This is a genomic window from Streptomyces sp. JNUCC 64, from assembly GCF_054484115.1.
In genome coordinates this window covers 1,735,703-1,753,241 of the sequence record NZ_CM137015.1, presented here as the reverse complement: position 1 = coordinate 1,753,241, position 17,539 = coordinate 1,735,703, and the positions used below count along the sequence as shown (strand labels likewise).

Here is a 17,539-nt window from a genome sequence, read left to right as displayed (position 1 = left end):
CCACCAGGCACCCCGGTGGATCTGCTAGAGGAGTTGGCCACAGCACTTCAGGGACTGGGGCCGGTCCTGAGGCCGACGATCAGCGAACTCACCGTCGAGGAAGCGGAACTCGCGCTCAACTCCCTCGACCCCAAGAACCGGCATTCCATCATGCAGGCCCTCGGCTTCCGCAAGGTCGAGCCACGGCGCTTCGGGCACGTGCTGAGCGAGCAGGTCCTGAAGCGCGTACAGCGGCTGGAACGGGACGGGGAGCTCAGGCACGCTCTCGCGCACCTCACCGCCCGCGTCATCAGCGACGCCTACCGCGAAGCCGGGGAGTCTCCTTCCGTTCCCTCCCCGACGGGACTCCTGGAGCGGTGGGGCCCACGACTGCTGCGCCTGGCGCTCTTCTCCCATGTGGAGGCATCCGTCTTCGACGCCCATCTGCTGCTGTGGGCCGCGGATCACGAGCTGTTCGGTGTGGCGGCGAACGAGGCCGCCCGGGAGGCGGTGTACCGGGCCGCGCGGCGCATCACCGACGCGTCGGCCGATCTGGACCCGCGGGTCCTTTCCCCACGTGAGGGCACCACCGTCGAGCGCGGGTCGCGGGCCGTCGTCCCCGCGCAGCGGCCCTCACCGGAGGAGCCGCAGTCGGCGTCCACCAGTTCCGTCGCCGTGGGGGAGGTGCCTTCGGACGCGGAAATCGTATCGGTGCGGGAAGACCTCGGACGGACCGTCGAGGAGGCGTGCGACGCCGCCGATCGGGTCCGGGACACCCTGCTGGACGGGCGTCCACCTGCCGACTCCGACCTGGCGCGACTCGCCGCCGTCGCACCCGCGTTCATCCGCGCCCGGGACGTGTTGTCCTCGGCGGGCGTCACGACTGTCACCGACCGCCTCACCGAAGTCCGGTCCGCGATCGATGAATTCCGCGCCCTGACGCGGAGGAAGCAGCGGGACGACCGGATCCGGGGCGTCCTGGCGACGGTGCTGACCTTGGGCTGCTCCCCGGACAGCCCGGTCGCGGAGACGGTCACGGACGCTCGGCAGCGCGCGAGGACCCTGCTCGCGAAGGAGCGGTGGGACGAGCGGGACGACGCCGAAACGCGATTCCTCAGCCTGCTGGTTCAGCTCGTAGAGGTGAGCCGGAGCGGTGCCCACGAGACGATCGTCGACATCCAGCAGCAGCTGTCGTTGGCGCACCCTCCGTACTCGGTGGCTGCTGTCTTTCACCAACAGATCACGGTGACCGTCGAGTCAGAGCCCGAGGCCGAGGCCGCGGACGTGGCCCCAGCGACGGAGCCCGTCGATGCCGAGACGAGCTCCGACGGCCGGAAGGAGACGGAGCGCGGGGAGGACGGGACGGAGGAAGAGCGTTCCGATGTAGTACCTGCCGCCCCGGAGCGCCCCGCCGAGTCCGTACCGATAGGCGGGGGAGCCGCCACGCGCTCCGGGGAACTGAGGGAAGAACGGTCCCTGCCGCCCCTCACCGGACCGTCGTCCGCCGCCGATGTCGTCGCCGTCGCCGAAGCGGCTCCGGGCATCGTGCCGGAGGAGACCGAGCGGATTCTCGCGCGTCTCGTCACCGAACAGCGTTTCGGTCTCGCCGCCCACCTCTCGCGGACCCTTCACCGCTCCGTGGCCGAATCCGCCGTCCTGCGACTCGCGGCCGCGTCGGTGCTGCTGTCTTCCAGGACCGGCAGCGCGGCCCAGTTCATCGAGGAAGCACTGCACGACTGGGACACCGGGGAAGAAGGCGAGAGCGAGGAATTGTCCTTGCTGCTGCTGCCCACCCTGGTGCACTCCGCTCTGGTGACGGGAGCCCCGGTCGTCGGTGCGCAGTTGAAGCAGCTCGCCCCTCAATTGCCGGACGCGTTGCAGGAGACGGCTGTCGCGGTCGCGGAACCGACGCTGCAGAGCGCTCTTCTCATCGCGCCGCCGCACGCCGTCGTGGCGGACGTCTCGCAGACGGAGGGCAGGCTCCGGGCGGCGAGCGACGGCTGCCGTGCTCTGCTCGCCGTACCGAGGATGCGGTATCAGCGGGCGAGCGCCATGGTGCAGCGCTGGCTTGCTCCGACGGGTCGGCTGGGCAGTGTGCTGACGGCTATCGTGAGTGACGCGCCGACCGCCGAAGCGCGCGCGGACGAACTGCTGGAGAGCCTGGCCAGGCGGCCTCAGATCGAGTCGGCCATTGACGAGATGGACGACGCCCTGCGCAGCCCCGGACGGCCGGAGCTCCAAGGCGCGGGCCGCAACAACGTCCGCCAGTACGTGGAACGGGTCCGGGACGCCGTCCGGGAGTGGCGTGCCGTCAAGCGGGAGCTGGAGGCGGGGCGGTCGGAGGACAACGCCTGGGCCTTCCGCGCGGTGACTGATCTGCGGGTCTCTCTCCTCGGACTGCGAGAGCGCGTCATGGCCGACCTCACCGCGGCTGAACGCAGTTCCGACGCTCTGGTGAAGGCCGCCGCCTCGGTGGCACGCGTGTTGTTCGCGAAGGTCTTCGACGGACTGTCCGTCGGCAACCGGGCGCTCGACGCCGGATCCGAGCCCGAGGTGAGTCTGGTGCTGGACGCCGAGCTGTACAAGGTGTTCCGGAGCCGGTCCGACGAGACGCCCACCACGAACGATCTGATCCAGAGCGTGGACCGTACCTGGGACGAAGCGATCGACTTCCAGGTCGGCCGGGACGGCTTCGCAGTGGTGCGCACCATTGTCGACCTCGCGGATCTGGGCATGCTCCCCGCGCCGCACACGCTGACCCGTTCGCCGGAGCGCCGGGCGAGGCTCGTCGGGATGGAGCAGGAACGGCACATCGCGCTGGCCGCGAAGGCCAGTGAGCTCTCGGCGAGACTGCGGCGGTCCCAGGCGGACGAGGCCCTCACGGTCGAGCAGGACGTCAGCCTCCAGGAGTCACTGGCGGACGCCGGGAAACTGCTGGTGGGGGAGTCCCCGGACCTCGCCGCTGTCCGTCGCAACCTGGACCGGGTCGAGAAGCTGATGCCGCGCTACCGGAAGGAAGCGGCCGATCGGTTGCGCGCCAGGCTGGCGGCGTTGCCGGACGTGAGCGCGGAGGACCACGAGCGTGTCCAGCGCAATCTGGACACCGACAGTCTGGCTACCGCGGCGGAGCTCGTCTACTTCCTCGAACTGGGTGAGTCCGTACCGGAGATCAGGGCCGAGGACTCACATCTGGAGGCGTTTCTGCCCGCGGTGCCCGACGCGCTGCTGGGTGGTGTCGACGAGGACCTGGTCGAAGCCGTCCGGGCTCGCCGCCGCTACAAGGGTCACACGGTGCTGGACTACGCCCCGCTCTCCGAGGAGGAGGCCGAACGGGCTGCCGTCGCCCTCGACCTGTGGAGCAGACTGGCCACCACCAAGGACCGAATCAAGATCAACCCGCGGGAGAGCCTGACCCCCGCCCTGTCGCTGCTGGGGTACGAGGCCCGGCGGGCCAGGCCCCTGGATGAACTGCCGCGTGGCAAGGACTACCGTTTCTTCGAACTGGCGGACGTGCACGTCACCGGGCGGGCGTGGGCGCCCGCGTTCGGGTCGCAGATCAAGGACAGGGGAGGCAAGCTGCGCACCCTGCTCATCTGGGGGCGCCCCGCCGCCAAGCTCTTGATCAGCCGCATCCTCCAGGACCCCGACGAGAGCAGTCTGCTCGTGGTCCACTTCGGGACCCTGGACACCAAGGCCCGTACGGAGCTGGCAGCTGCTTCCCAGGTGACGACCAAGCCGATCATGGTCGTCGACGACGCCGCTCTGGCCTATCTCACGGCGCACGGCAACCGGAGGGTGGACGCCGCGACCGAGACGTTGCTGCCGTTCTCCTCCGTCAACCCGTACATCAAGGAGAAGCGCGGTCAGATCGGGCGGGAGATGTTCTACGGCCGGGACCGTGAGCGCAAGAGCATCCACGACCCCGCCGGAACTCAGATCCTCTACGGGGGAAGGGGGCTCGGTAAGTCCGCGCTCCTTGCGGACGCCGGTGACCGTTTCGAGGAACAGCGCCCGGGTGCCTACCGAACGATCTATCTCAACCTTGACAAGACTGGTATCGGCCGAGGAGCCGCGCTGGGCGCCGAGGCGATCTGGCCCACCCTGGATCAGGAGCTCACCCGGGAGGGCCTCCTGGAGGAGCCTCGGCGGCGAGGTCCGCGTCCGGAGGCATGGCAGAGGGTCACCACGGGCATCGCCCAGTGGCTCGAACAGGACCCCGACCGTCGACTCCTCATCCTGCTCGACGAGTGTGACCGCTTCTTCGAAGCGGACGTTCCCGAGTGCACGGAGACCCGGCGTCTGCGTGGTCTCGGTGAGGACTCCCGTGGCAGGGCGAAGGTGGTCTTCGCCGGGCTGCACTCCGTGCAGCGCTTCACCCGGCTCGCTAGGAACGGCCCCTTCAGCCATCTGGCGCAGACCCCGACGGTCGTGGGTCCGCTGGCTCCGCAGTTCGCCGCTGACCTGATCGTGCATCCGATGAGAGCCCTGGGCTTCGAGTTCGCCGATGTCGATCTCGTGAACAGGGTGCTCGGCTTCTGCTCCTACCAACCCTTCCTCCTGCAGATCTTCGGTAGTCGGATGGTGCAGGTCATGCAGAACAAGCGAGCCCGCCTTCCGCTGGTGCCGCCGCCCTGGACGATCGGCGAAGGCGACGTGGACGCCGTGGAACAGGACACCTCGTTGCGTTCGGACATCACTGCGGCCTTCAAGGACACACTCGCCCTCGACGACCGCTACCACGTCATCGCCAACGTCCTCGCCTGGCACGCCCGGGACGCCGGTCTGGAGATCAGGCTCAGTGACCGGGAGCTCCGTGACGAGTGCGCTTACTGGTGGCGTCAGGGCTTCGAGCAGCTGGACAGCGAGGGCTTCCGCGCCTACCTCCAGGAGATGGTCGGGCTCGGTGTCCTGGCACCCAACAACGACGGTCAGGGCTGGCATCTGAGGGGTCCCAACGCGTTGCGCATGATCGGCACCGCGCAGGAGATCGAGGCACGGCTCGTCGGCGCGGAGAAGGAGTCCCGGCTGGAAGAGACCGTCGTCCTGGAGAGTCGGCCCGTCCTGTCTGACGGCCGTTCCGGCCCGCTCACCGTCAATCAGATCGACTATCTGCTGGGGGAGGGCGGAAATCAGGTCCGTGTCGTCCTCGGTACGCGGGCAACCGGTGTCGCCGACGTGGAGCGGACCCTGAGGGAGACCAGCAGGATGACGGGCTGGTCGGCACCCGTCATCGGTAGCGCCAACACCTTCCGCAAGGAACTCGCTGTCGGTCGGGCCGGTGCGCGGAGGCTGCTCGTCAGCGACCTCGTCCGCGGCAGCGAAAGGTCTTGCCGGGACTCCCTCGACCTGGCGAAGTCGGTGCTTCCCGTGGCTGCCGGAGCCACCAGGTCGGTGGTCCTGGTGTCAGGGGAGGGACAGCTCGACTTCTGGTCCGACCTGTTCGTCGGAGCCGAGGCCGATCGCGAGACCGTGGTGGTGCTGCGCAGACACGACCTGCGGAGCCTCAAGGACTGGACGCAGCGTCACAGCTTGTGCGAGACGGACCAACGCCTTACCGCTCTCGCCTCGGCTACCGGAGGCTGGCCGTTCCTGCTGGACAAGGCGCTGGAACTGCGTGAGCGCCACCAGAACCAGGACAAGGTGCTGCAGGCGCTCGCTTCCTGGCGGGAGCAGCCCGACGGCGCGGGTGAGTTCGTGGACGCCGTGGGCCTGCCGGAGAGCGGCTCTCTCCAAGCCGGGTACTCCGCCGTCGTCGATCACCTCGATACCGAATGGCACGAGGGCGCCTACGTTGCGACGGCGGTCGAGATGGCGGGTTTCGCCCCTGATGAGGCGCGACGGACGGTCATGTGCCTGGAGGCGCTCCAGGTCCTGGAACGGGAAGGCACCCGACTGCGCGTGGAACCCGTGTTCCACGCGGCGCTGGGAGTCCTCGGAACTCAGGAGTAGCCCGCTGAACCCGTGGTGAGGGCCAGATACCGGTCCCCACCACGGGTCCACCGGGACGACCAGCGGCGCGGGTGCCGTCAGCGCTGGCCGTCTCCCCCGCCGTCCCGGGGCGAGGGCGGGCCGCCAGTGCCCCCGGCGACGTCAGGGTGTCGTCACCTCGGGAGCCTGGCCGGTGCTGGTCCGGTGTCCGCCCTCGGGCGGCGGGACCGTGGTGAGCGTCATCAGCGCGGGGTCCTGGGCGAGGATGCGGCGGTGCAGTTCCCGCAGGGCGAAGCCGGGGTCGGCGCCGAGTTCGTCGGCCACCCTGCGCTGGTAGCCGTGGTAGTGGGAGAGCGCGTCGGCGCCCCGGTCGGCGCGGAACAGGGCGAGCATCAGCAGCCAGCTGAAGCGTTCGCTCAGCGGGCGCCGGTGCAGGACGAAGTAGAGGTAGGGGATGGCGTTGCGGTGCCGTCCGAGGTCGAGTTCGACTTCGGCGCGCAACTCCATGTCGGCCAGGAAGCGTTCCTCCCGGTAGACGCGTTCACGGTCCAGTACGGGAGCCTCCAGCCCCTCGGCCAGGGGGCCGGTGACCAGGATCCGCGCGCCGTCCAGGTGCCGCGCCGCCCCCTGGAGGTCACCGGTGAGGGCCATGGTGGTGCCCTCCGACGCGAACCGTTCGTAGGCGTGCAGGTCCACCGTGGCGTCCCCGGTCTCCAGCCGGTAGCCGCCCGTGGTCCACACGATCCCGGGGGCCGCGCCCGGGACCTCCGCCACGGCGCCGGAGAGCACCCCGCGCAGCCCGGAGACGTACTTCTGCACCAGGTTCTTCGCGTACGCGGGCCGCTCCGTCCCCCAGAGGGCGGAGATCAGCTGATCGGTTCCGGTGGAGAGGCCGGGGCGCAGCAGCAGGGTCGCCAGCAACGCCCGCTGCTTCGGTGGGCCCAGGGCCACCGGATCGCCGTTCACCAGCATCTGGAGCGGGCCGAAGAGGATGAACCGGACACCCGGCCGGTTCCCGTCCCCGTCGCCCTCCGGACCCGTGTGCCTCAGCAGAACCGTGGACATCGTCCTCCCCCTCGTCGATCCGTCCGCCCCGCCCCGTCCCGCCTCATCCCGCCCGCCCGCCGGTCCGGTCCGCTCGTCCGACCCGTCCGACCCGTCCGTCCGCCCCGGTTCCGGGGCCGGACACCGCTTCTGACGATACGTCACCCATCCTTCCCGGGTTCTTCCCCATTCCTTCCGCATCTCTTCCCCGTTCCTTCCCCCGGCCCTCCCCGTCCCCTCCCGACGCGTACGGCGGTCCGCTCCAGCGTCTTCGGAGAAGGTGTGCGGACCTCACCGACACCGATCCGGACCGGGCCCCGGCCGCCCCGCCCCACGGCATCCCTCCCGTGCCCACGGGCGCCTCCGGGCGGACGACGTCCCGCCGGACACGGCCGGGCACCGAACACGAAGGAACGCACGAGTGGCCTCCACCTCCACGTCCCCCGCCGCCTCCCGGAACACGGCGGCACCACCCGGCGACGACACCGCCCCGCACCGCCTCGGCGCCGCCGTCGCCCGCCGCCCCCGCCCGGTGATCTGGCTGGGCGTGCTGCTCACCGTGCTCGGGCTCGCCCTCGCGTCCGGGACGATGGACCGGCTGGTCCTCAGCCGGTTCGAGAGCCCCGGCTCCGAGTCCCTGGACACCCGCGCCGTCCTGGAGCGGGAGTTCGGCACCGGAACGCCGAGCGTGCTGCTCCACGTCACCGCCAAGAACGGCGACGTGGACACGGACGCCGTCGCGGCGGCGGGCCGCGCCCTGGAACGGGAACTGGCCGACCAGGAAGGGGTGGCCGAGACCGCCTCGTACTGGTCGCGCGACGCCTCCCCGGTGATGCGTTCCGAGGACGGCGGACAGGCGCTGGTGATCGCCCGGATGGCCGGTACGGTCACCGAGGCCCGCACCAGACTCGCGGAGTTCGCCCCCGGGTTCGCCCGCGACGACGAACTGCTGCGGGTCGAGGTCGGCGGCGCCGACGAGGTCTTCCGGCAGGCCGCGGAGCAGGCCCGCACCGACTTCCTCCGCGCCGAACTCATCGTCTTCCCGCTGGTGCTGCTGCTCCTCGTCGTCATCTACCGACGGTTCAACGCGGCCCTGCTCACCCTCGGCACGGGCCTGTTCTCCGTCGTCACGACGCTCGCGCTGCTGCGGCTGCTGACCGGCTTCACGGACGTCTCGACCTTCGCCGCCAACCTCACCCTCGTCATGGGCGTCGGCCTCGGCGTCGACTACGCCCTCTTCGTCATCAGCCGCTTCCGGGAGGAACTCGCCGACGGACACGAGGTCCCCGAGGCGGTGCGGCGGGCCGTGGGGCGCGCGGGCCGCACGGTCGCCTTCTCCGGGCTGACCGTGCTGGTCTCCCTGTCCTGTCTGCTCCTCTTCCCGTTCCCGTTCCTGCGCTCCTTCGCCTACGCGGGCATCGCGACCGTCCTCACCTCGGTCTTCGCCGCCGTGGTGATCCTGCCCGCCGCCCTCGCCCGGCTCGGCCACCGCGTCCAGCGGAAGCGGCCCGCCCCGACCCGCGCCGACGGCGGCTGGTGGCACACCACCGCCCTGCGGGTGACCCGCCGCCCCCTGGTCCACGGCGGCTCCGCGCTCGCGGTCCTGCTCGTCCTCTCCGCCCCCGCCCTGGGCGTCGACTTCGGCACCCCCGACGACCGGGTCCTGCCCGCCGGGGCCTCCAGCCGGGTCGTCCAGGACCGGATCCGCGCCGACTTCACCGCCGAGGAGACGGACGCCCTCCAGGTCCTCACCCCCGGACTCACCGCCCGGAACGCCGTCGCGGACACCGCCCGCGACCTCTCCCGCCTCGACGGCGTCGCCCAGGTCGACGCGCTCACCGGCTCCTACGCCGACGGCCGCCGCGTCCGGGAACCGGGCGGGTCCGCCGAGCGGTTCGCGGGGGCCGACGCCACCTGGTTCTCCGTCGTCCTCACCCAGGACCGGCTCTCCGACGACCCGGACGCCGTCATCGCCGAGGTGCGCTCCACCGTCGCCGCCGGGGCCGCCACCGAGGTCCGGATCGGCGGCTACCCCGCCGAACTGGCCGACTTCCGCGAGGTGCTGGTCGACCGGCTGCCCCTCGTCTTCGGGCTGGTCCTCCTGGTCACCTTCGTGATCCTGTTCCTGATGACCGGCAGCCTGCTGCTCCCGGCCAAGGCCATCGTCCTCAACACCCTCTCCATGGCCGTCATGTTCGGCGCGCTGGTCTGGGTCTTCCAGGACGGCAACCTCTCCTCCGCGCTCGGCTTCACCGCCACCGGCAGCCTGGAGCCGTCCATCCCGATCCTGATGTTCTGCGTCGCCTTCGGGCTCTCCATGGACTACGAGGTCTTCATGCTGTCCCGGATCAAGGAGGAGTACCACCGGAGCGGCGACACCACGGCCGCCGTCGCCACCGGACTGGAACGCGGCGGACCGCTGATCACCTCCGCCGCCGTGATCCTCGCCGCCTCCTTCGCCACCTACGCCTCCTCCGGCATCGTCTACCTCAAGATGCTCGGGCTGGGCATGGTCGTCGTCGTCCTCGTCGACGCCACCCTCATCCGCGCCGTGCTGGTGCCCGCGCTGATCCGGCTGGCGGGCCGCGCCAACTGGTGGGCGCCCGCCCCGCTGCGCCGCCTCCACGCCCGCTTCGGCCTCGCGGACTGACCGGACCCGCACGTCCGGCGCACCACGGCGGGCGCCGTCGCCGGGACCTCCCGCGGCGGTGCCCGCCGACCGACTCAAGGAGCACTTCTCCCATGCTGGACATCGGCCTCTACGCGGCCATGGTCGTGGGCTCGGCCCTCTTCCACGCGTACCTCTGGGTGCGGCTGGTCCGCGACATCACCCGGCCCGCCACCCGGGGCCGTCGCCGGGGCACGGTCGCGATCGTGGTCTCCGCGGTGGTCGCCCCCGCGACCCGCGTCGTGACGCCCTACCTCGGGCCGGAGGACGGGCGGTGGCTCGCCTGGCCCGGATACCTCCTGATCGGCGTCCTCCTCTACCTCCTGACCGGACTCGCCCTGGCGGAGGTCCCCCGGGCCTTCTTCGTCCGCCGGATCCGGGCGGCGGAACGGGCCGCCGCCGGGCAGTCCGCGCGCGAAGCCGCCCGGGAGGTCGCGCGGGATGCCGTACGGGACCCCGCGCGGGAGGACTCCGGTACGGCATCCTTCCGGGCGGACGGAGCGTCGGGCAGGTCCCCCGGCACTCTGCGGATCACCGTGGGGCGTCCGAGGATCCAACCGGTCAGGCTGATGGACCGGCGGCTCTTCCTCGGCCGGACCGTCGGCACGGTGGTGGGTGCCACGGCCCTCGCCACCACCGGGTACGGCATGCGCACCGCCCTCGGCGGCCCGGTCGTCAAACGCGTCCCCGTCCGGCTGCCCACCCTCGACCCCAGGGCCTCGGGGCTACGCGTCGCCACCATCAGCGATCTGCACCTGGGGCCGCTCCTGGGCCGCTCCCACACCGAGCGCGTGGTCCGGATGATCAACCGGCTGGAGCCCGACCTGGTCGCGATCGTCGGTGACCTCGCCGACGGCACCAGCGCCCAACTCGGCGACGCCGTCGAACCGTTCAGAGCGCTGGAGTCCCGCCACGGGGCCTTCTTCGCCACCGGCAACCACGAGTACTTCTACGACGACGTCCAGGGCTGGGGGAATCGTCAGACACCCCCTAGGTCGAGGACGTCACCGGCGAGGAGCACGGCCGGGGCCCCGACTTCGACCGTGCCCTCGGCGGCCGGGACACCGGCCGTCCCGTCGTCCTCCTCGCCCATCAGCCCGTCCTCGCGGGCGAGGCGTCCGACCACGGGGTGGACCTGCGGCTCTCCGGCCACACCCACGGCGGCCAGATGTTCCCGCTGAGCGCCGTCGCCGCCCTCGCCAACCCGGTCCTCTCCGGGCTCGGCCGGGTCGGCGGCACCCAGCTGTACGTCACCAACGGAACCGGGTTCTTCGGCCCGCCGGTCCGGATCGGCGCCGCGCCGGACATCAGCGTCATCGAACTGGAGGGCCGCTGACCCCGGGTGCGTCGCGGCATCCCGCCCGGGCCGCCGTCACGTGCCCCGGGCGGGGCTCGGCGCGTCCCGGGCCGGACCCGGGGAGCACCAGCCGGAAGACGCTGCCCCGGCCGGGGGCGGTGTCGAGTTCCAGCCGGCCGTGGTGGGCCGTGGCGATGGCGGCGGCGATGGCGAGACCGAGGCCGGAGCCCGGGGGCATCGGGGAACGGGACGGTCCGGCGCGGTAGAAGCGGTCGAAGACGCGCGCGGCGTCCTCGGGGGCGAGTCCGGGGCCGTCGTCCACCACCTCCACCACGGACAGCGGGGTGCCCGGCGGCGGGGGCGGCCCCGTGGCCACCCGGCCGGGCCGGTCGGCGCCGTGGCGGGGGCCCGCCGGGGCGGCGCCGACCCGGACCCGCAGCCGGGTGCCGTCGGAGGTGTGCGTGACGGCGTTGGTCAGGAGGTTGCCGACGACCTGCGCCAGCCGGTGGGGGTCGCCGGTGGTCTCGGTGATGTCGAGGTCCCGCTCCCCGTCGACGGGACCGGGTACGGCGAAGGGGTCCACGCCGGGCGCTCCCGTGCCGAGCGGGTCCCGGTCGAGCGGGTCCCGGCCGGACGGTTCCGGACCGGGTGCTCCCGGGGCGAGCTGTTCCAGTGGTTCCAGGGAGATGGCGCGCCGGGGGTGGCGCAGCGCCGTGGTGGCGATGGCGTCGGCGCACAGCGAGAGCAGGTCGACGGTCTCCTGGTGGGGGTGCGGGGCCCGGCCGAGGGCGGCGAGCAGGAAGAGGTCGTCGACCAGCCGGCTCACCCGTTCCGCGTTCTGGCTGAGGAGGCCATGGGCCTCGTGGCGCCGCTCGTCGCTCATGTCCGGTTCGTGCAGCAGGAGTTCCGCGAACCCCTGGACGGCGGTCAGCGGGGTGCGCAGCTCGTGCCCGGCGTCCGCCAGGAAACGGCGCAGCTGCCGTTCGGAGTCCTCGGCGCGGTGCAGCGCCGCGCGCAGCCGGTCGAGCATGGTGTTCAGGGCCAGGCTGAGCCGTCCGACCTCGGTGTCCGGGTCGGGGACGGGGACGCTGAGCCGCAGGGCGCCGTCGGTGATCCGCTGGGCGGTCCGCTCGACCCGGGTGAGGGGACGCAGCCCGACCCGGACGGCGAGGTTCCCGAGGAGGCCGACCCCGACGGCGACCGCCGTGCCCAGCGCCACGCTGAACCACAGCAGCCGGGTGGTGGCCCCGTCGACGGTGTCCAGGGGAAGCGCGACCACGGCCCGCATCCCGTCGGGCCCCGCGTAGACGATCACCCGCCAGTCGGACCCGGAGCCGTCCGCCGGGCCGACCGTGGCGGCCCGGCCCGTGGTCGGCTCCAGCTCCGCCGTGGTGTCCGGCAGCCGGGGGCCGGGGGCGTCGTCGTGTCCCAGGACGGTGTCCAGCAGCCGTCCGTCCCGGCCGTAGAAGGAGACCCGGTAGTCGGAGGGCAGGGCGTTGTCGGGGCGGGGCCGCTGACGGAGCCGGCCGTCGGCGATGTCCCGGTACACCCCGTCCGGCGGCCGGAAGTGGGCGAGCCGCTCGTCGACCTCGTCGGTGAGCCAGCCGCGCATCACGGTGAGGCCGGCGGCCTGGCACAGGACGACCGCGCCGGTCGCCAGCAGCCCGGAGAGCAGGACGAGACGGCCGCGCAGCGAACGGGGGCGCGGTCGCCGGGGCCACCACCTCATGACGCGGCCGGGTCCGCGCCGTCGCGCGGCAGCCGCAGGCAGTAGCCGACGCCCCGGACGGTGTGGATCAGCGCGGGAGGGTCGCGGTCGATCTTGCGGCGCAGGTACTTGACGTAGGTGTCGACGATCCGGGTGTCCCCGGAGAAGCCGTACGCCCAGACCCGCTGGAGGATGTCGGCCTTCTCCAGCACCCGTTCGGGGTGCGACAGCAGACAGGACAGCAGCCGGAACTCGGTCGGGGACAGCCTCAGCGGCCGTCCGGCCCGGTGCGCCTCGTGGGTGCGTTCGTCCAGGGTGAGGTCGGCGTAGCGCAGCGGCGGGCGGACGGCGGAGGTCGACGCGGGCGCGCTGACCCGGCGCAGGATGGCGCGGACGCGCAGCAGGACCTCCTGGACGTGGAAGGGCTTGGCCACGTAGTCGTCGCCGCCCGAACTCAGTCCGATGATCCGGTCCTCGACCCCGGTGCGGGCGGTGAGGAACAGCACGGGGGTGTAGGTGCCCTGGGCACGCAGCTCCCGGGTGATCCGGTAGCCGTCGGTGTCCGGCAGCATCACGTCCAGCAGGATCAGGTCGGGCCGCCGGGCGTCGGCCTCCGCCATGGCCTCCCGTCCGGTGGCGGCGCTCGCCACGGTGTAGCCGGCGGCGCTGAGCGCGGAGGTCAGCAGGGTCCGGATGCTGGGGTCGTCCTCGACGACCAGGACGGTGTGCCCGGTCACGGAACCCGGTCCGGGAACGGATCCCGGCCCCGGGACGGAGCCGTGCTGGTCGATCATGGTGGGCACCTCGGGGACGACGGGCCGGACGGGCGGACGGACCGCTGGGCGTGACGCCGGAGCGGACCGGGTGGCGGGCTGACGGAGGGGCGGACGGGGACGTGGACGGGATCGCCCGGAGGGTGATGGTAAGCGCCGTTCCTGTGGGGTACGCCCGGTCGCGTCGGACCGCGTCGGGGGCGGGGCGGTGGGACGGACGGCGCTCCGGCCCGTCCCCGCACTGGGGGACGGGCCGGAACGCCGGTGGGGCCGCCGGTGCGGGTCCGGGCGGTGAGGCCCGGGCCGGGTGGGGTCGCGGGTGGACTCAGCCGGTGACCTTCATGTTCCCGGCGAGGGCCGTGGCCCGGTCCTTGAGGGTCCCGGTGAGCCGCTCCGCCGCGGTGTCCAGTTCCTCGCCACCGGCACCCGCCGCCCTGGCCCGTTCCGTGAGGGCCTTGAGTTCCTTCACGGCCGTGCCGGAGGCGTAGAACCGCTCGTACAGCTTCCGGTACGCCGTGAGGTAGACCTCCTCGAAGGCGTCGGACTCCAGGAACCCGGTCTTCAAGGGATGCCCCATGGCTCCGGCGCCCCCGCCCGGCCCACCGCCGGGACGGGCGTCCGGCGCGCCGCCGCCTTCCTCCTGGCCGCCGCCGTTCCCCCCGGGGAGCCCCTCGGGCGCGCCGCCTTCGGGGAAGCCCTCGGGCAGCCCTTCGGGCACGCCCCCCTCGGGGAAGCCCTCGGGAGGTCCCTGCGGCGGACCGTCCGGGGGCGCCCCACCGGTGCCTCCGGCGGTGCCCCCCGCTGGGGCGCCACCACGGCCCATGCCGACCGTGTCGTCCGGTCCGGCCGCCGTGTTCCCGCTGAAGGTCAGGTTGTAGTCCCAGCCCAGCACGGTGAACCGCTCGGTCTCCAGGTCGTAGCGGAGCAGGTAGTTCTTTCCGGGACCGGCCATGTCGTCGAAGTTCAGCAACAGGTTCTGCGTCGCCAGGTAGGAGGCCAGCGAGTCCACGTCCACGTAGTCGTCGAGTTCGCGGGCGAACTCCTCGTCCGAGGCGCGGTCGGCCCATCTGATCAGCCGCATCACCGGTTCGAGGTCCTGGCTGCCCTTCTTGTTCAACTGCTCGAAGGCGCTCTCGTAGTCCGTCGGGTCGTCCCCCCGGTAGGCGAAGGTGCCGCCCGCCTTCGCCTTGTACAGCACGGCGTCGCCCCCGCCGGACTCCCCGGCGTAGTCGGTGTCGGGGTTCTCGACCATCAGCCGGGTCACCACGGGACGGTCGTTGACCCGCAGCCGGGTGAAGGCGAACCGCTCGGAGGGCTGTCCGCCGCGTTCGGTGAGCGACAGCGACAGCGCCTCGTTCAGGGGCACCTGCCCGTCGCTCCCGGGGCGCAGGGAGATCTCCCGCTCGCCCTGGTACGCGCGGCCCTCCACGAACTCGTCGATCTTGACGAGCCAGGGCAGTTCCTCGGGCTTCTCCGCCGAGAGGTCGTACCGCGTCATGCCCCCCGGACCGCCCGCCGCCCCGCCCGGACCACCGTTCTGGCCGCCTGCGCCCTGGCCTCCGGCTCCGTTCTGGCCGCCGTTGCCCTGGCCCCCGGCGCCGTTCTGGCCCCCGGCGCCCTGGCCTCCGCCGTTCTGCGCGCCCCGCGGGGCCCCGGGCAGCTTCCGTCCGGCGTCCGGTCCGCCCGGACCACCCGGTCCGGAGCCGCCGCGCAGGGACATCAGGGTGGAGTTGCCCTTGAGCCGGATGCCCACGTCGTCGAGGCGCACCCCGTCGATGACCAGGTCGGCCTCGATGTACTCCTTGGTGCCGTCCTCGCGGAACTCCTTCATCATCTTGTCGAAGTCGGTCCGCTCGTAGGTGAGTCGGATGGAGTGCGCCACCGAGGTGTCGTACGGGTCGACCGTTCCGGGCACGTCGTCGGTGATGGCGTCGGCCTCCACCCGGGAGGCGGAGGTGACGTACGGGGCGATCCGGGTGTCCCCCAGGAACCACACCATCGTGGCCAGTCCGAGCCCGAGCGCGGCGACCGGCTTCCAGTGGTGCCGCAGCCGCACGGGCAGCCGGTCCCGCAGCCGCCGCCCCCGGCCGCCCCGGAGGGCGGCCGGGCCGTCCTTCATCACAGGTCCGTGGTGTCGTAGCCGGTCAGGACCGTCACCCGCTGCCCGGAGGTCCGTTCCTGGAGGGCGCCGACGAGTTCGCCCGGCTCGCGGCCCTTCTTGAGCCGCACCGTGTAGAAGACCTCGGTCAGCGCGCCGCCCCGGATGGTCTCGGTGCTCACCAGCTCGAACTCGCTGGTGTACTCGATCAGTACGTCACGGATGCCCAGGGTGTGGTCCTCACCGGCCGGGACCTGGACCTTGACGACCTGGCGCTGGACGTTGAGCGCGAACCAGTCGAACTTGAACATCACCAGGACGACGGCGCAGATGACCACCGCGCCGACCGCGGCCAGGGTGTAGAACCGGGCCCCGCAGGCCATGCCGATGGCCATCGCCAGGAACACGAAGCCGACGTCCCTGGTCTCCTTGATCGCGTTGCGGAACCGGATCACGGACAACGCGCCGACCAGCGAGAACGCCCGTGCCAGATTGGAACCGACGACCAGCATGATCAGGGCGACGACCATTCCGACGACGACCAGCGTCTGCACGTAGGACTGGCTGTAGGAGACGTTGCGGTGCGTGTAGCGGTACGCGTAGCCGATGAGGGTGGACAGGACGAACGACAGGGACATCGCCACCACCACGTCGGTGACGCTGAACGTGCCGCTCAGCTCCTGGAGTTCGAGGTCGAAGTTCACGGGGTTCCTCTCCGCGCCGACGCGTCCGGCGCCGTCCGGGGCGACAGGGGTGACAGGGGTGACAGGGACTGGGGTGACGGCTGGGGCCGTGGCTGTGGTGGCCGGGGGGACGGGAGCGGGTGGTGTCCCCCGGCGGTGGGCGGCGGGTGGTCGGCCTCGTCGACGTGGAAGACCGAGCGGGGCGCGAGCCCGAACGCCTCGATGGACTGGACGTACTTGGATATCCGCACCAGGTCGAGGTTCCGCCGGGCGGCCAGGTCGGTGATCCAGTACGGGGTGCGCTCGTTGACCTTGACCTCCATGACCGCCAGGTGCGGCGGGATGGTGAACCGGTTCTCCGGGGTCTCGGTGCCGAGGTGGAAGTCCCGGTCCCGGCCGCGCACCCGGCGGTCGAAGGTCACCCGCAGCCCGGTGTCGGCGCCCCGGCCCACCAGGGCCTCGCGCTGGTAGCCGGTGATCGCGGTGGCCCTCAGGTCCAGCCGCACGATCAGCTCCAGGACCTCCTGGACGAAGGCGCTCTCCCGCTCCGCGTGCGGGATCAGCCGCCGCCCGTCGCACAGCCGTCGCGCCTCGCCGTAGGGCAGGGTGATCCGGCGCTTCTGGGTCACGCGGTTGACGCGCTGCTTGATCTCCACGCACACCCGTGAGGCGTCGGTGATGCCGTCCGGGGTGCCGTAGTGGCGGATGCGCAGCTTGCGGCGGAACTTCAGGCCCTCGATCTTCTCCCAGTAGAACCTCAGCCGGGGGGTGTCGTAGTACAGGCTCCACACGCCGTACCCGCCCACCGGGCTGTGCGGGTCGCGGTCCATCCGCCCGGCCAGCTCGTCCCGGATCTCCGCCGCCCGCTCCACCGGCACCAGGTACTTCAGCTCGAAGCGGTTGAAGGCGTGCAGCCGGCTCGCGACGTGCGTCGTCGTCGTGCCGTCCGGGGGCCCGTCCCCGCGCCCGTTCCCCCGCCCGTCGTGCGGCCCGGTCCGGCCTTCCCCAGGGCTCCGGGGCTGCCCGCCGGTCCGGGGCCGCTCCCCGGGCTTCTCCGTCCGGGGTCCCCCGGACCGGTGGGGTCCGTCACCCGGGTCCTCGCGCGTTCCGACCGTGTTCGGCGGAATCACCACGCTCCTCCTCGCTCTCCTCCGCCGCGGGCGAACCGTCCTCCGGACGCCCGTGGACGTCCGTGGCCGGAGCGCCCGTGGACGTCCGTGGCCGAACCGTTCGGACCGGCCACGGACAAGCAACCAACGGGAGATGAGGAACGGGTGAGATTCCCGGGTGGACTCCAGGAGCGTTCGCACGGCGCCTCCGGAGGCCCTGTCCGGCCCAGGCGGAGGAACGCGTCGGCCCGT

10 protein-coding genes are annotated in these 17,539 nt (G+C 72.2%); 4 read left to right on the top strand and 6 right to left on the bottom strand.

The features are described from left to right. Positions 1-33 precede the first annotated feature (33 nt). Positions 34-5,928 (top strand): hypothetical protein, encoded by a 5,895-nt coding sequence (locus tag ACVWNX_RS06890; protein ID WP_454412991.1) that lies wholly within the window; start codon positions 34-36, stop codon positions 5,926-5,928. A 141-nt stretch (positions 5,929-6,069) separates the two neighbouring features. Here ACVWNX_RS06890 and ACVWNX_RS06885 read toward each other — a convergent pair whose 3' ends face one another. Continuing rightward, positions 6,070-6,972 carry an AfsR/SARP family transcriptional regulator gene (locus ACVWNX_RS06885; RefSeq protein WP_454412990.1) on the bottom strand — a complete coding sequence of 301 codons (903 nt, stop codon included), beginning with the start codon at positions 6,970-6,972 and terminating at the stop codon, positions 6,070-6,072. A gap of 400 nt (positions 6,973-7,372) precedes the next feature. Between ACVWNX_RS06885 and ACVWNX_RS06880 the strand changes: the two genes are divergently transcribed. The 3 genes from ACVWNX_RS06880 (at position 7,373) to ACVWNX_RS06870 (ending at position 10,955) form a co-directional block, all read left to right on the top strand. After that, positions 7,373-9,601 carry an MMPL family transporter gene (locus ACVWNX_RS06880; RefSeq protein ID WP_454412989.1) on the top strand — a complete coding sequence of 743 codons (2,229 nt, stop codon included), beginning with the start codon at positions 7,373-7,375 and terminating at the stop codon, positions 9,599-9,601. A gap of 92 nt (positions 9,602-9,693) precedes the next feature. After that, the gene (locus ACVWNX_RS06875) at positions 9,694-10,800 is read left to right on the top strand and encodes a metallophosphoesterase (RefSeq protein ID WP_454412988.1); all 1,107 of its coding nucleotides are present in this window, start codon (positions 9,694-9,696) and stop codon (positions 10,798-10,800) included. Beyond that, complete coding sequence (locus ACVWNX_RS06870) at positions 10,788-10,955, top strand: hypothetical protein (protein ID WP_454412987.1); 168 nt, start codon at positions 10,788-10,790, stop codon at positions 10,953-10,955. Before ACVWNX_RS06875 ends, ACVWNX_RS06870 begins: the two co-directional genes overlap by 13 nt. Here ACVWNX_RS06870 and ACVWNX_RS06865 read toward each other — a convergent pair. The 5 genes from ACVWNX_RS06865 to ACVWNX_RS06845 form a co-directional block, all read right to left on the bottom strand. Continuing rightward, the gene (locus ACVWNX_RS06865; protein WP_454412986.1) at positions 10,933-12,645 is read right to left on the bottom strand and encodes a sensor histidine kinase; all 1,713 of its coding nucleotides are present in this window, start codon (positions 12,643-12,645) and stop codon (positions 10,933-10,935) included. The genes ACVWNX_RS06870 and ACVWNX_RS06865 overlap by 23 nt on opposite strands. Continuing rightward, the gene (locus ACVWNX_RS06860) at positions 12,642-13,418 is read right to left on the bottom strand and encodes a response regulator transcription factor (protein WP_454412985.1); all 777 of its coding nucleotides are present in this window, start codon (positions 13,416-13,418) and stop codon (positions 12,642-12,644) included. The genes ACVWNX_RS06865 and ACVWNX_RS06860 overlap by 4 nt, the downstream gene beginning before the upstream one ends. A 304-nt stretch (positions 13,419-13,722) precedes the next feature. Beyond that, positions 13,723-15,516, bottom strand: a complete 1,794-nt coding sequence (locus ACVWNX_RS06855; protein ID WP_454412984.1) for a CotH kinase family protein — start codon at positions 15,514-15,516, stop codon at positions 13,723-13,725. Further along, positions 15,516-16,199, bottom strand: a complete 684-nt coding sequence (locus ACVWNX_RS06850) for a DUF4956 domain-containing protein (protein WP_454412983.1) — start codon at positions 16,197-16,199, stop codon at positions 15,516-15,518. The genes ACVWNX_RS06855 and ACVWNX_RS06850 overlap by 1 nt, the downstream gene beginning before the upstream one ends. Next, a complete protein-coding gene (locus tag ACVWNX_RS06845; RefSeq protein WP_454414660.1) occupies positions 16,196-17,092 on the bottom strand; it encodes a polyphosphate polymerase domain-containing protein in 897 nt (298 codons plus the stop codon). The genes ACVWNX_RS06850 and ACVWNX_RS06845 overlap by 4 nt, the downstream gene beginning before the upstream one ends. Between the last annotated feature and the right edge of the window lie 447 nt (positions 17,093-17,539).

Excerpts from the sequence above, each read along its gene's own strand:
- ACVWNX_RS06885 (WP_454412990.1), bottom strand. The coding sequence starts at position 6,972 with ATGTCCACGGTTCTGCTGAGGCACACGGGTCCGGAGGGCGACGGGGAC.
- ACVWNX_RS06875 (WP_454412988.1), top strand. The coding sequence starts at position 9,694 with ATGCTGGACATCGGCCTCTACGCGGCCATGGTCGTGGGCTCGGCCCTC.
- ACVWNX_RS06870 (WP_454412987.1), top strand. The coding sequence starts at position 10,788 with ATGTTCCCGCTGAGCGCCGTCGCCGCCCTCGCCAACCCGGTCCTCTCC.
- ACVWNX_RS06865 (WP_454412986.1), bottom strand. The coding sequence starts at position 12,645 with ATGAGGTGGTGGCCCCGGCGACCGCGCCCCCGTTCGCTGCGCGGCCGT.
- ACVWNX_RS06860 (WP_454412985.1), bottom strand. The coding sequence starts at position 13,418 with ATGATCGACCAGCACGGCTCCGTCCCGGGGCCGGGATCCGTTCCCGGA.
- ACVWNX_RS06855 (WP_454412984.1), bottom strand. The coding sequence starts at position 15,516 with ATGAAGGACGGCCCGGCCGCCCTCCGGGGCGGCCGGGGGCGGCGGCTG.